General features: G+C 63.2%; 11 protein-coding genes. 7 read left to right on the top strand and 4 right to left on the bottom strand.

Going from position 1 to position 13,136, the window contains the following annotated elements:
* The first annotated feature begins 59 nt into the window (after nucleotides 1–59).
* The 5 genes from IVA96_RS10720 (at nucleotide 60) to IVA96_RS10700 (ending at nucleotide 4,498) form a co-directional block, all read left to right on the top strand.
* On the top strand, nucleotides 60–971 hold the full coding sequence (locus IVA96_RS10720; RefSeq protein WP_247277654.1) for an amino acid ABC transporter substrate-binding protein: 912 nt from the start codon (nucleotides 60–62) through the stop codon (nucleotides 969–971).
* Nucleotides 972–1,100: 129 nt separating this feature from the next.
* Nucleotides 1,101–1,832 (top strand): amino acid ABC transporter permease, encoded by a 732-nt coding sequence (locus IVA96_RS10715; protein WP_247277760.1) that lies wholly within the window; start codon nucleotides 1,101–1,103, stop codon nucleotides 1,830–1,832.
* 2 nt (nucleotides 1,833–1,834) lie between these two features.
* Entirely contained in the window at nucleotides 1,835–2,527 is a 693-nt protein-coding gene (locus IVA96_RS10710) for an ABC transporter permease subunit (RefSeq protein WP_028140044.1), read from the top strand.
* A gap of 192 nt (nucleotides 2,528–2,719) precedes the next feature.
* Entirely contained in the window at nucleotides 2,720–3,451 is a 732-nt protein-coding gene (locus IVA96_RS10705; protein ID WP_247277653.1) for an amino acid ABC transporter ATP-binding protein, read from the top strand.
* 186 nt (nucleotides 3,452–3,637) lie between these two features.
* A complete protein-coding gene (locus IVA96_RS10700) occupies nucleotides 3,638–4,498 on the top strand; it encodes a D-amino-acid transaminase (protein WP_247417094.1) in 861 nt (286 codons plus the stop codon).
* A gap of 160 nt (nucleotides 4,499–4,658) precedes the next feature.
* On the opposite strand, the gene IVA96_RS10695 is transcribed toward IVA96_RS10700, so the two are convergent.
* Genes IVA96_RS10695 through IVA96_RS10685 form a run of 3 tightly spaced genes read right to left on the bottom strand, consistent with a single transcriptional unit; the run spans nucleotide 4,659 to nucleotide 7,925 of the window.
* On the bottom strand, nucleotides 4,659–5,120 hold the full coding sequence (locus tag IVA96_RS10695) for a carboxymuconolactone decarboxylase family protein (RefSeq protein ID WP_247277651.1): 462 nt from the start codon (nucleotides 5,118–5,120) through the stop codon (nucleotides 4,659–4,661).
* Between the two features lie 26 nt (nucleotides 5,121–5,146).
* Nucleotides 5,147–6,757, bottom strand: a complete 1,611-nt coding sequence (locus IVA96_RS10690; RefSeq protein WP_247277650.1) for an MDR family MFS transporter — start codon at nucleotides 6,755–6,757, stop codon at nucleotides 5,147–5,149.
* A gap of 16 nt (nucleotides 6,758–6,773) precedes the next feature.
* Complete coding sequence (locus IVA96_RS10685) at nucleotides 6,774–7,925, bottom strand: HlyD family secretion protein (protein ID WP_247277649.1); 1,152 nt, start codon at nucleotides 7,923–7,925, stop codon at nucleotides 6,774–6,776.
* Nucleotides 7,926–8,059: 134 nt separating this feature from the next.
* On the opposite strand from IVA96_RS10685, the gene IVA96_RS10680 reads away from it, so the two are divergent.
* Nucleotides 8,060–8,971 (top strand): LysR family transcriptional regulator, encoded by a 912-nt coding sequence (locus tag IVA96_RS10680; RefSeq protein ID WP_247417091.1) that lies wholly within the window; start codon nucleotides 8,060–8,062, stop codon nucleotides 8,969–8,971.
* A 12-nt stretch (nucleotides 8,972–8,983) separates the two neighbouring features.
* Here the strand turns inward: IVA96_RS10680 and IVA96_RS10675 are convergent, their stop codons facing one another.
* Entirely contained in the window at nucleotides 8,984–12,415 is a 3,432-nt protein-coding gene (locus tag IVA96_RS10675; protein ID WP_247417089.1) for an indolepyruvate ferredoxin oxidoreductase family protein, read from the bottom strand.
* A gap of 156 nt (nucleotides 12,416–12,571) precedes the next feature.
* On the opposite strand from IVA96_RS10675, the gene IVA96_RS10670 reads away from it, so the two are divergent.
* The gene (locus IVA96_RS10670) at nucleotides 12,572–13,027 is read left to right on the top strand and encodes an Lrp/AsnC family transcriptional regulator (protein WP_247277646.1); all 456 of its coding nucleotides are present in this window, start codon (nucleotides 12,572–12,574) and stop codon (nucleotides 13,025–13,027) included.
* Nucleotides 13,028–13,136: the final 109 nt, after the last annotated feature.

The following is a 13,136-nucleotide window of genomic DNA, read 5'->3' as shown; positions in this document are numbered from 1 at the left end:
TCTAATCCGGCTCGATTTGTGCTTGCATCCGGGCCGCATCATCCGAAAGGGGAAGAAAAGTGAAACATTTCCGTTACATCGGGCTCGCGCTTGCCGCGACCTTCGCCGTCAGCCAGGCCGGGGCCCAGGAGCTGACCGGCACGCTGAAGAACATCAAGGACACCGGCGCGATCACGCTGGGCTTCCGCGACTCCTCGATCCCGTTCTCCTATCTCGACGACAACCAGAAGCCCATCGGGTTCGCGATGGACATCTGCTACAAGATCGTCGATGCCGTGAAGAAGGAGCTCAAGCTGGACAAGCTCGAGGTCAAGCTCAATCCGGTGACCTCGGCGACCCGCATCCCGCTGATGGCGAACGGCACCATCGACCTCGAATGCGGCTCGACCACCAACAATGCCGAGCGCCAGAAGCAGGTCGCTTTTACCAACACCCACTATCTGACGGCCAGCCGCTACGTGTTCAAGAAGTCGAGCGGCCTGAAGTCGATCGACGATCTCAAGGGCAAGACCGTGGTCTCGACCGCCGGCACCACCAACATCAAGCAGCTCACCGAAGCCAACGTTGCCAAGGGCCTCGGCGCCAACATCATTCCCGCCAAGGACCACGCCGAGGCCTTCCTGATGGTCGAGACCGACCGCGCGGTCGCCTTCGTGATGGACGACATCCTGCTGGCGAGCCTCGTGGCCGGGTCGAAGAACCCGGACGACTATGCCATCTCCAAGGACGCGTTCTCCAAGCCCGAGCCCTATGGCATCATGCTGCGCAAGGATGACCCCGCCTTCAAGAAGGTGGTCGATGCGGCAACGGCGGCGCTCTATACGTCCGGCGAAGCCCAGAAGATCTACGATAAGTGGTTCACCCAGAAGATCCCGCCGAAGGGACTGAACCTCAACACGCCGATTTCGCCAGAGCTGAAGAACGAGTTCGCCAAGCCGACGGACTCGCCGAATCCGGACGATTACAAGTAAGATGGAGCTGTTCGCCTCTCCCCGCTTGCGGGGAGAGGCGGTACATTTCGGACATTCTGGAGGGAGAATGGCCGGACATTTGCATAGGTGCCGGGACATCCATGATTGGCGCGTTCGCGCGGGGGACACGTGAACTACAACTGGAACTGGGGAATCTTTTTCCAGCCGAACCCGATGGGGACCGGCACCTATCTCGACATGCTGCTGTCGGGACTGGTGCTGACCCTCAAGACTGCGGCGCTGGCCTGGGTCATCGCGCTGATCACCGGCTCCATCGTCGGCGTGATGCGCACGCTGCCGTCGAGGGGAGCGAATTGGTTCGGCTTTGCCTATGTCGAATTCTTCCGTAACATGCCGCTGCTCGTGCAGCTCTTCCTGTGGTTCTTCGTGCTGCCGGAACTGCTGCCAAGAGGCGCCGGCACTTGGCTGAAGCAGCTGCCGAACGCGCCGTTCTGGACGGCCGCGATCGGTGTCGGCTTCTTCATGTCGGCCCGCGTCGCCGTGCAATTGCAGGCCGGCATCGGTTCGCTGCCGCGCGGGCAGAAGATGGCCGCAACCGCGCTGGGTCTGACCACGGTGCAGGGCTATCGCTACGTGCTGCTGCCGATGGCGTTCCGCATCATCCTGCCGCCCTTGACCTCTGAGTTCCTCAACACCATCAAGAACACGGCGGTTGCGATCACCATCGGCCTGCTCGAGCTGACCGGACAGGCGCGCTCCATGCAGGAGTTCTCGTTCCAGGTGTTCGAGGCCTTCACCGCTGCGACGATCCTCTATCTCCTTGTCAACGCCGTCGTCGTGACCGCGATGCGCTTCCTTGAGCGCTGGGTTGCGATCCCCGGCTACATCACGGGGAAATAGCGATGTTCGGCAATCTCGATTTCGACGTCATCCGCCGCGCGCTGCCCTATTTGTTCTATGAGGGCATGACGTTCACGCTGACGCTAACGGGGCTCGCGGCACTCGGCGGGTTGGTCTTCGGCACGGCACTCGCGCTGATGCGGCTCTCCGGCTTCAAGATCCTTGGCCGGATCGCCGGCGTCTATGTCGACTTCATGCGCTCGCTGCCGCTGGTGCTGGTCATCTTCTGGTTCTATTTCCTGGTGCCCTATATCGGGCAGTGGCTGACCGGCGCCTCGCGCCCCATCAGCGTCGGCGCATTCGCATCGTCGCTCATCACCTTCATCATGTTCGAGGCGGCGTACTTCTCCGAAATCATGCGCGCCGGCATCCAGTCGATCTCGCGCGGGCAGCCGGCTGCGGCCAGCGCGCTGGGGCTGACTTACGCCCAGACCATGCGCTATGTCGTGCTGCCGCAGGCCTTCCGCAACATGCTGCCGGTCCTGATCACGCAGACCATCGTGCTGTTCCAGGACACCTCGCTGGTCTACGTGCTGTCCATCACCGACTTCCTCGGTGCCGCCAGCAAGGTGGCGCAGCGGGACGGGCGCCTGGTCGAAATGTATCTGTTCGCAGCCGTCGTCTATTTCACCATTTCCTGTATCGCCTCCTTCGGCGTCCGCCGGCTCCAGGCGCGCATCGCCATCATTCGCTAGGTGGAACGTGAGTTCGAGATTTCGAATGCGATGCCCCTTCACCTCTCCCACAGGGAGAGCTCGGATCGCGCTAGCGATCCGGGTGAGGGGTTTCGCTCCAACGATGGACCTGTACCGCCTCACCCGGCGCTTTGCGCCGACCTCTCTCCTTGGGAGAGGTGAACCGAGATTGCCGAACCGCTTGAGAAACACATGATCGAAATCAGCCACGTCAACAAATGGTACACGCCGAGTTTCCAGGTGCTGACGGATTGCACCACCAGCGTCACCAAGGGCGAGGTCGTCGTGGTCTGCGGTCCCTCGGGCTCGGGCAAGTCCACGCTGATCAAATGCGTCAATGCGCTGGAGCCGTTCCAGAGCGGCGACATCTTGGTCGACGGCACCAAGGTCAACGATCCCAAGACCAATCTGCCGAAGCTGCGTTCGCGCGTCGGCATGGTTTTCCAGCACTTCGAGCTGTTTCCGCATCTCAAGATCATCGACAATCTCTGCCTCGCGCAGGAGAAGGTGCTGGGGCGGCCGCGTGACAAGGCGCAGACCAAAGGCATGCAGCTTCTGGAGCGCGTCGGGCTGATAGAGCAGGCGCAGAAATTCCCGGCGCAGCTCTCCGGGGGGCAGCAGCAGCGTGTCGCCATCGCTCGCGCGCTGGCGATGGATCCGATCGTCATGCTGTTCGACGAGCCGACCTCGGCGCTGGACCCCGAAATGGTCAGCGAGGTGCTCGACGTCATGGTCGATCTCGCCCGCGAAGGCATGACCATGATGGTCGTCACCCACGAGATGGGTTTTGCCCGCAAGGTCGCCAACCGCGTCATCTTCATGGACCGCGGCGAGATCGTCGAGGACGCAGCGAAGGACGATTTCTTCGGCAAGCCCCGCAGCGACCGCGCACAGAAATTTCTGTCGAAGATCCTGTCGCATTAATCACCGCCGTCATTCCGCGGCGCGACTTCGCGGGCTCGGAATCCATTGTGCGGCAGTACGCGAGGTGAGATGGATTCCGGGCTCATTCGCTTTGCGAACACCCCGGAATGACGCATCGAGGGTTTATCGTCGGCGCCAAATCTCCTATACCGGTGGGCAAATCCCCTTTCCGCCAGGAGACCTGCCTTGGACTCGATTGCCTACGTCAACGGCTCATTCATCCCGCTCTCGGACGCGAAGATCTCGATCCTCGACCGCGGCTTTCTGTTCGCCGACGGCATCTACGAGGTCTCGGCCGTTCTCGATGGCAAGCTGGTCGACAATGCCTCGCATCTGGCGCGGCTGGAGCGTTCGGTCGGCGAGATCAAGCTGAAGCTACCGGAGACGCTCGAGCGCATCACCGAGTTCCAGAAGGAACTGATCGCGCGCAACAAGCTCGAGAACGGCCTCGTCTATCTCCAGGTCACGCGCGGTGCCGACAAGGGCCGCGACTTCGCGTTTCCCAAGGGTGACGTCAAGTCGAGCCTGGTGATGTTCACCTCGGAGAAGGATATCATCAACGCCGCGTCGGCGAAGGCCGGCATCAGCGTGATCACCGTGCCCGACATCCGGTGGGAACGGCGCGATATCAAGAGCGTGGCGCTGCTGGCGCAGGTGCTGGCGAAGCAGGCCGCGGCCGAAGCCGGCGCCGGCGAAGCCTGGATGCTGGAAGACGGCTATATCACCGAAGGCGGCTCGTCCTCGGCATTCATCCTGACGCAGGACGACGTCATCGTGACCCGCAAGAACTCCAATGCGATCCTGCCGGGCTGCACCCGCAAGGCCGTGGTGGCGCTCGCCGAAGAGCGCCAGCTCCGCGTCGAGGAGCGTTCTTTCACGGTGGCCGAGGCGCTGGCCGCAAAGGAGGCTTTTGCGACGTCGGCCTCACTGTTCGTGCAGCCGGTGGTGGCGATCGATGGGAAAAAGATCGGCGACGGCAAGCCCGGCCCGTTGGCAACGCGGCTGCGTGAGATCTACGTGGAGTTCGCCAAGGCGACGGCGGTTTAAGCCACACCCATTGCTGTCATCGCCCGGCTTGACCGGGCGATCCAATACTCCGAGGCGGTCGTGCTTCAATCGATTGGCCGCGCCGTACTGGATGCTGCGGTCACGCCGGGGCATGACAGTTGAGCGGCTGGAGACGACGTTGCGTCCATGACGCCACTCCTCACCCCACCGACGCCTTGACCTTCACCGGGTGAACCGCGCGGAACGAGATCGCGATCCTGTTCCAGGCGTTGATGGTCGCGATCAGCATGGTCAGATTGACCGTTTCCTCCTCCGAGAACTGTGCGCGGACCTGCTCGTAGACGTCGTCCGGCGCGTGCGTCTGCGAGATCAAGGTCACTGCTTCGGTCCAGGCCAGCGCGGCGCGCTCACGGTCGGAATAGAGCGGAGATTCGCGCCAGGCGTCGAGCAGATAGATGCGCTGCTCGGTCTCGCCGCGCTTGCGCGCGTCCTCGGTATGCATGTTGATGCAATAGGCGCAGCCGTTGATCTGCGAGGCCCGGATCTTGACGAGCTCGATCAGTGATTTCTCCAGGCCTGTCGACTGGATCTGCGTCTCCAGCGCCATCAGTGCTTTGATCGTGTCGGGCGCGGCCTGGTAGTAGTTCATGCGGGGCTTCATGGGCGTTCTCCTTGCTTGGATTGAGGTCAGTGGGCTCCGCCGGCGGAAGTCTGGCCGGGCTTCTTCAGGAAGAGGGCTGCGACCAGGGCCACGATCAGCGCCGCGCCAAGCAGATAGAAGGTGTCGCTGAAGGCGAGGATATAGGCCTGCTTCTGCACGATACGGCCGATCGCGACATAGGCACGATGCGACGCATCCGCATGGTCGAGGATGCCATGATTGATGAAATACTGGGTGAGCTGCTCCAGCCGCGTGCGCGTCGCCTGCTCGAACACCGAGACCGACTGCATCAGCACGTTGGAGTGATACTGCTCGCGCTTGGTCAGCACGGTCTGGAGCAGCGCGATGCCGACGGCGCCGCCGAGATTGCGCATCATGTTGAACAGGCCTGACGCCGAGCCCGCGTTTTCCGGCTCGATGCCTGATGTTGCCACCGCGGACAGCGGCGCCATCACCAGCGCCTGGCCAATCGCACGGACGACGTTGGGCCAGAACAACTGATCGGCGGCATAGTTACTGGTCATGGTGATGTTCATGAAGTTGGAGGCCGCGAACAATACGAAACCGACGCCGATCACCAGCCGTGCGTCGAACCTCTGCATCAGGCGAGGGACGAGCGGGATCAGAACGAGCTGCGGCAACCCGGTCCAGGCCAGCACGAAACCGATCTGCTCGGCATTGTAACCTTGGATGCGAGCCAGATATTGCGGCAGGATGAACACCGAGCCGTAGAGTGCGATACCAAGCAGGAAGTTCGCGAGCATGCCGAAGCCGAAATTGCGCCGCACCAGCAGGCGCAGGTTCAAGAGCGGCTTCTTCACTGTGAGCTCGATGACGAGGAAGGCGGTGAGCGCAACGCCAGCGATTAACGACAGTTTCACGATGAACGGCGAGCCGAACCAGTCGTCCTTGTTGCCTTCCTCCAGCACGGTCTGCAGCGCGGACAGCCCGATCGCCATGGTGATGATGCCGGCCCAATCGCCTTCCCGCAACAGCGACAGCTTCATGGGCGTTGCGTCGAGCGCGTACCAGAGCATGCCGACCATGATCGTGCCCGGCACGAGGTTGACATAGAAGATGTACTGCCAGCCGAAATTCTCGGTGAGGTAGCCGCCGATGGTCGGGCCGATCGCGGGTGCGAACGTCGCCGAGAGCGCGAACAGCGCAAGGCCCACGGGCTGTTTTCCGCGCGGCAATAGCGTGATGATCAGCGTGAAGGCCATCGGAATCAGCACGCCGCCGGTGAAGCCTTGCACCGCGCGCAGGACGATCATCTGCGACAGATCCTGCGCCAGCGCGCAGGCCGCCGACAGAGCCAGGAACAGGATCGCGTTGGTGAGCAGATAGATGCGGATCGAGAACACCTGCGCGAGCCAACCCGAGAGCGGGATCACCACGATCTCGGCGATCAGATAGGAGGTCGAGATCCAGCCGCCGTCGTCGATGCCGGCGCCGATCGCACCCTGGATATCGGCCAACGAAGCGTTGACGATCTGGATGTTCAGCACCGCCATGAAGGCGCCCAGCGTCGCGCCGATCACCGCGATCCATGTTCTTGCGGAAACCGCCGGGGTGGCGGGCGCAGCCGGGGCGGGGAGGGCGGCTGCGGCGTTGAGGGTGGATTGGAGCGTGCTCATGGAAGTCTCGTCAGCTTCAGCCGCCATTCGGACGGGTTGTGTTGTCGGCGAGATGCCTGGCCGTCTCGCGTTCGGCCAGCACCGCCTGCTTGGTGTCGACGGTCGGCACTGCGGACATGCCGGGGCGCAGCAGGCCGGTCAGGCTGTGGTCGTCGAGCACAATCTTGACCGGCACGCGTTGCACGATCTTGGTGAAATTGCCCGTGGCGTTGTCCGGCGGCAGCAGGGCGAATTCGAGCCCGCTTGCCGGCGACAGGCTGTCGACATGGCCGCGCAGGGTCTTGCTGCGGAAGCTGTCGACGCGTAGCTCGACGGGCTGGCCGGGGCGCATATGCGTGAGCTGCGTCTCCTTGAAGTTCGCGACGACATAGACGGCATCCAGCGGCACCACGGCCATCAATTGTGTGCCGGCCTGCACGTACTGGCCGACGCGTAAGCTCCGTGCGCCAACCGTGCCGTCGACCGGCGCGGTGATCTCGGTATAGGACAGGTTCAGCGCCGCCTGCTGCGCCACCGCGCGGGCTCGCTCGACTTGGGCCGCCGTCTGGGCCCGCTGGGTGGTGAGCACGTCGACCTTGCGCTGCGCCGCCAAGAGACCGGATTTGGCGTGCTGCAATTGCGCGGTGCTGGCGCGCAGCGCCGCATCGGTCTGCTGCGCGCGCTGGATGGTGCCGGAGCCCGACTTCATCAGGTCGTCGTAGCGGGCGCGTTCCTCCTGGGCGAATTTCAGATTGGCCTCAGCAGCAGTGACGTCGGCGGTGCTCTGCGCGATGATCGGCTGTTGCAATTCGAGTTGGGCATCGATGTTGCGCACCGAGGCTTCGCCGGCCTCGACATCGGCGCGGGCCTGGTCGAGGGCCGTCTTGAAGTCACGATCGTCGATCTTGGCCAGCAGCTGGCCTGCTTTGACTTTCTGGTTGTCGCCGACTAGCACCTTCGCGATGTACCCGGAGACCTTAGGCGCGATGATCGTGGAATCGGCCTTCACATAGGCGTCGTCGGTGGATTCGAGATAGCGGCCGGTCTTCAGGTAATCGTAGCCATAATCGCCAGCGACGACGATGCCGAGGGCCAGCGCCAGGCCGACCGCGCCCCGCTGGAGCGCCTGGCGAGACGGGCGAAGCCAGATTTTCTCATTTGTTTCAGCAACATACGAAGCATTTGACATGACATCCTCGAGATTCCCGGGCGCCTTCTGAGGGGCGCCGCTGGCCCTAAGATGCGTTGTCCTCACGGCTGCGATAATCGTGGTATTATTGGAAGAATTATCCGGTCTAGGTGGATAATCGGGGGCTTCGAGACATGGACCGCTTCAGCAGCCTCACGGCGTTCGTCCGGGTGGTCGATAGTGGCGGCTTTTCCGCCGCTGCCCGTCGGCTCAACATGTCGACGACGATGGTGAGCAATCATGTCCAGGCGCTCGAAGAGCGGCTGGGGGTGCGGCTGCTCAATCGGACCACGCGGAAAGTCAGCCTCACCGAAATCGGCAAGGCCTATTACGACCGTGCCACGCAGATCCTCGCCGATCTCGAACAGGCCGACGACATCGCGAGCGAATTGCAGTCGGTACCCCGCGGCACGCTGCGCATCCACGTCGCCACGCACATGGTGCCATTCGTCGCGCCGGTGGTTGCACAGCTCCTGTCGACTTATCCGGAGCTCAAGATCGACCTGCGCATGGGCGAGGCCGACGTCGACCTCATCGAGGAAGGTTATGACGTCGCCTTGCGCATGACCCAGCCGCGGGATTCCAGCCTGATCGTGCGGAGTCTCGCCACGTGGCGCCATGTGCTGTGCTGTTCGCACGACTATCTCGACAAGCACGGCCGCGTGCAGAAGCTCGATGAGCTCTCGGCGCATAATTGCGGCCGGCACCTGAATTATCCCTTCGGTGACGAGTGGCGCTTCCTCGATCGCAAGGGTGCGCCGGCATCGGTCCGCATCTCAGGCAGCTTCGTCACCAACAGCGGAGAAGCGTTGCGGAAGGTGGCGCTGGAGGGCGCGGCTATCTGCCTAATGGCTGGGTTTCTCGTTCAAGACGATCTCGAATCGGGTCGGCTGGTCCGCCTGCTGCCGGAATATCGGACCGTCGAGCTGTCTATGAACGCGGTCTATCCGCATCGCCACCATCTGACGGCGAAGGTCAGGACCTTCATCGACATGCTCGTGCATCACAGCGCCGAACAGCAGAAGCTGATCAACCCTTATTCGTGAGGACGAATGCGGTCAGGCTGCCTTGGCCGCGGCCGGCCGAGCCAGCAAGGATTCGACCTCAGTCTTCACCTTCGCGATCGCAGCCTCCTTCACCGGGCCATAACCGCGAATGTCCATGGGAGCCCTAGCGATGGCCGTGAGATTCGGCAGACGTGCCGCGTCAAGCTCGCCGAGCATCCGCTCGATCAGGCCTTCGTACCAGGCGATCAGCTCCCGCTCGGCACGCCGTTCGGCCGTGTAGCCGAATGGATCGAACGGTGTTCCGCGCAGCCCCTTCAACCGCGCCAGCATGAGGAGCGGTGCCTGGATCCACGACCCGAAGGCGCGCTTGCGCGGACGCCCACGTGCATCGCGGCTTGACAGCAGGAAAGGCGCGGCAAGGTGATACTGGATGCGGAAGCCATCCTCGAACTCGCCTTTTAGCTCGTCGAGGAAGCCGCTCTGCATATGCAGCCGCGCCACCTCGTACTCGTCCTTGTAGGCCATCAGCTTGAACAGGGCGCGGGCAACCGCGCCGGTCAGGGCTTCGCTGTTCAGGACGGCCTCTGCGCGGCGGACCCTCGTGACGAGCGCCCGGTAGCGCGCCGCATAGGCTTCGTCCTGATAGGCGGTGAGGAAATCGGCGCGGCGTTCAATGAGTTGGTCGAGTGTCTCGGCCGTGGGCGCGCGGTCCGTCTTCGGCAGAAAATCCGGATCGGCAGCGGCGATGCGGCCCCAGGCGAACGCCTGCTTGTTGCGCTCGATGGCGACGCCGTTGAGCTCGATCGCGCGCAGCAGCGCTTGCAGCGAGACCGGCACCAATCCGTGCTGCCAGGCAAAGCCCAGCATGATGATGTTGGCATAGACGGCATCGCCGAGCAGCCCTTCGGCCAGCGCATTCGCGTTGATCGTATCGAGATTGCCATCGCCGATCACGCGGCCGATGGCGCGCATGCGGGCAGGGGAGGCGAGGTCGGCATCGCGGAAGCGGACGACGTCACCGGTCGGCATCTCCGCGGTATTGACCGCGGCGCGCGTGCCGCGGCGATAGGTGCCGGAGGCCTTCGGCGAGGAGCTCACGACGAGGTCGCAGCCGATCAGCGCATCGGCCGCGCCCTGGTCGATACGGACCTGATGCAGCGCCCCGGGGGAAGGAGCAAGCCGGATGTAGCTCAGCACGGGGCCGAATTTCTGCGCAAAGCCGGTAAAATCCAGCACCGAGACGCCGCTTCGTTCGAGATGCGCGGCCATGCCGATCAGCGCGCCGACCGTGATCACGCCGGTGCCGCCGACGCCGGTCACCAGCAGGTCGTAGGGCCGGTCGAGCGTCGCGAAGGCGGGCAGAGGCAGCGTCGCGGCCTGGCCGATCGCGTCGATCCGGCTCGCGGTTTTCTGACGACGCGTGGCGCCTTCGACGGTAACAAAACTCGGGCAGAAGCCGTTGAGGCAGGAAAAATCCTTGTTGCAGGCCGAGAGATTGATCTGGCGCTTGCGGCCGAACGGCGTTTCCTTCGGCTCGACGCTGAGACAGTTGGACTCGACCGAGCAATCGCCGCAGCCTTCGCAGACGAGATCATTGATGTAGACATAGCGCTTCGGGTCGTTCATCTGGCCGCGCTTGCGCCGCCGGCGCTTCTCGGTGGCGCAAGTCTGCTGGTAGATCAGCACGGAGACGCCTAGCACCTCGCGCAGCTCGCGCTGCACCGCGTCCATCTCCTCGCGTGGATGGATGGTGACGCCAGTTGGCAGGTCGGGCGGAGAAAATTGCGCGGGATTGTCCGACAGCAGCGCGATACGCTCAACACCTTCGGCGCGGACGCTGTGGGCGATGGCATGCACGCTGACCGGCCCGTCGACCGGCTGGCCGCCGGTCATCGCCACGGCATCGTTGAACAGGATCTTGTAGGTGATGTTGGCCTTGGCGGCGATCGCCTGCCGGATCGCCATCGACCCGGAATGATAATAGGTGCCTTCGCCGAGATTCTGGAACACGTGCTTGTGGCCGGTGAATTTCGACGAAGCCGCCCAGTTCACGCCCTCCCCGCCCATCTGGATCAGCGAGGAGGTCTCGCGGTCCATCCAGCTCGCCATGAAGTGGCAGCCGATGCCGGCGAGGGCCTTGGAGCCCTCCGGCACCTTGGTCGACGTGTTGTGCGGACATCCCGAGCAGAAATAGGGTGTGCGCGTCGCGCCTGGGACGTTGATCGTGCGCGCGGCCTCCGGCATCAAGGCAGCTGCCCGCGCGGCGAGATTGAGGCCTGGAAACATCGGGTCGAGCCGGCGCGCCAGCACGGCAGCCAGCGCGCGCGGTGACAATTCGCCGATCCACGAGATCAGCCGCGCCCCCCGCTCGTCATGCTTGCCGACCATGCGCTCGGGCTTCGCGCCCGGATAATCGTAGAAATATTCCTTGAACTGGCTCTCGATGATGCCGCGCTTTTCCTCGACCACGAGGATCTCGCGCTTGCCCTTCACGAACTCCATGGCATCATGCAGCGCCAGGGGCCAGACCATGCCGACTTTGTAGATGTCGATGCCGATGCTGCGGCAGGCCGTTTCATCGAGGTCCATCAGCCGCAGCGCTTCCATCAGGTCGAGATGCGCCTTGCCCGTGGTGACGATGCCGTAGGTGGCACCCGGAATGTCGTAGATGTGCCTGTCGATCGGATTGGCCTTCGCAAAGGCGTAGACGGCGTGCTTCTTCGCTTCCAGTCGTTCCTCGATCTGCGGACCCGGCAGGTCTGGCCAGCGATAGTGCAGGCCTCCCGGTGGTGGCGCGAAGTCGGGCGTGCGGAAGTCGCGGGGCGGGCTTAGCGCCACGGAGGCGCCAGACTCCACGATCTCCGAAATCGCCTTGAAGCCGACCCACATGCCGGAGAAGCGGCTCAATGCGTACCCATACTCGCCGAACTCGAGATATTCGCCGACGCTTGCCGGGTGCAACGTCGGCATGAACCAGCTCATGAAGGCGACGTCGGACTGGTGCGGCATCGAGGATGAGACGCAGCCATGATCGTCGCCGGCGACCACCAGCACGCCGCCATGCGGCGAGGAGCCATAGGCATTACCGTGCTTGAGCGCATCGCCCGAGCGATCGACGCCGGGGCCCTTGCCGTACCAGAGCCCGAACACGCCATCGACCTCGCGGTCCCCTTGCGTCTCGACCTGCTGCGATCCGAGCACGGCTGTTGCCGCAAGGTCTTCGTTGACTGCGGGGAGGAATTCGATGCGGTCGCGCTTTAATCGCTCCTGGATGCGCCAGAGCTCGAGATCGATGCCGCCAAGCGGCGAGCCGCGATAGCCGGAGATGAAGCCGGCGGTGTTGAGGCCGCGGGCGCGATCGCGCCTGACCTGGTCGAGTGCGATACGGACGATCGCCTGTGTGCCCGTGAGGAAGACACGGCCTTGCTCGCGGTCATAGCGGTCGGAGAGTTCGTAAGTGTCGAGGGACGGAATGGCGTCCATGCGGACCTCCCGCGGCATTCCCTGCCGGATCAGCAGAGGTTAGGCTCGGGGGGCTGGTAGGTCTTACCTATCTTTCCCAATAGGCGCGGTTATTCTGGTAGATGTAACCTGATTTGGCCTATAATTCGGTTAAGTTATCCGGTTTGTGAGGATTCCATGATCGAAGAGCAGGATACGCGGATTCTTGCGCACCTCCAGAAGGACGGCCGCGCCACCAACCAGCAGCTTGCCGATGAGGTCGGCATGTCCACCTCGGCCTGCTGGCGCCGGGTGCGCGCGCTTGAGGAAAGCCGCGTCATCCGTAGCTATGCAGCGCTGATCGATCGCGAGCGGGCGGGCTTTGCGATGTCCGCCATCCTCCACGTCTCGCTGGAGCGGCATGACGCCAAGTTCGTCGATGAATTTGTCGCTCGGGTCACCACGCGCCGCGAGGTGCTGGAGTGCTTTGCGACCACGGGCGATGCCGATTATCACTTGCGCGTCGTCGTGCAGGACATGGCCGCCTACAACAGATTCTTGGACGAATTCATGTTCCGCATCCCCGGCATCCGCTACGTCCGCAGCAATGTGGTGCTGAAGGAGATCAAGACGAGCGTGGCACTGCCGTTTTGACGCAGGTGTGCACGGATTATCCGTGGTCGTCCCGGCCCTGCTGCGCCATTGCGCAGGGAGCCGGGACCCATGATCACGAATGCCAATTGTTTGCGAAGCTATAACAACG

The organism is Bradyrhizobium sp. 159, assembly GCF_023073795.1.
GTDB lineage: Bacteria > Pseudomonadota > Alphaproteobacteria > Rhizobiales > Xanthobacteraceae > Bradyrhizobium.
The sequence above is the reverse complement of the archived record's forward strand: the minus strand, read 5'-3'. Positions and strand labels throughout refer to the sequence as shown.

Coding starts and splice junctions, on each gene's coding strand:
- IVA96_RS10710 (WP_028140044.1), top strand. CDS start 1,835: ATGTTCGGCAATCTCGATTTCGACGTCATCCGCCGCGCGCTGCCCTAT.
- IVA96_RS10705 (WP_247277653.1), top strand. CDS start 2,720: ATGATCGAAATCAGCCACGTCAACAAATGGTACACGCCGAGTTTCCAG.
- IVA96_RS10675 (WP_247417089.1), bottom strand. CDS start 12,415: ATGGACGCCATTCCGTCCCTCGACACTTACGAACTCTCCGACCGCTAT.
- IVA96_RS10680 (WP_247417091.1), top strand. CDS start 8,060: ATGGACCGCTTCAGCAGCCTCACGGCGTTCGTCCGGGTGGTCGATAGT.
- IVA96_RS10695 (WP_247277651.1), bottom strand. CDS start 5,120: ATGAAGCCCCGCATGAACTACTACCAGGCCGCGCCCGACACGATCAAA.
- IVA96_RS10670 (WP_247277646.1), top strand. CDS start 12,572: ATGATCGAAGAGCAGGATACGCGGATTCTTGCGCACCTCCAGAAGGAC.
- IVA96_RS10685 (WP_247277649.1), bottom strand. CDS start 7,925: ATGTCAAATGCTTCGTATGTTGCTGAAACAAATGAGAAAATCTGGCTT.
- IVA96_RS10690 (WP_247277650.1), bottom strand. CDS start 6,757: ATGAGCACGCTCCAATCCACCCTCAACGCCGCAGCCGCCCTCCCCGCC.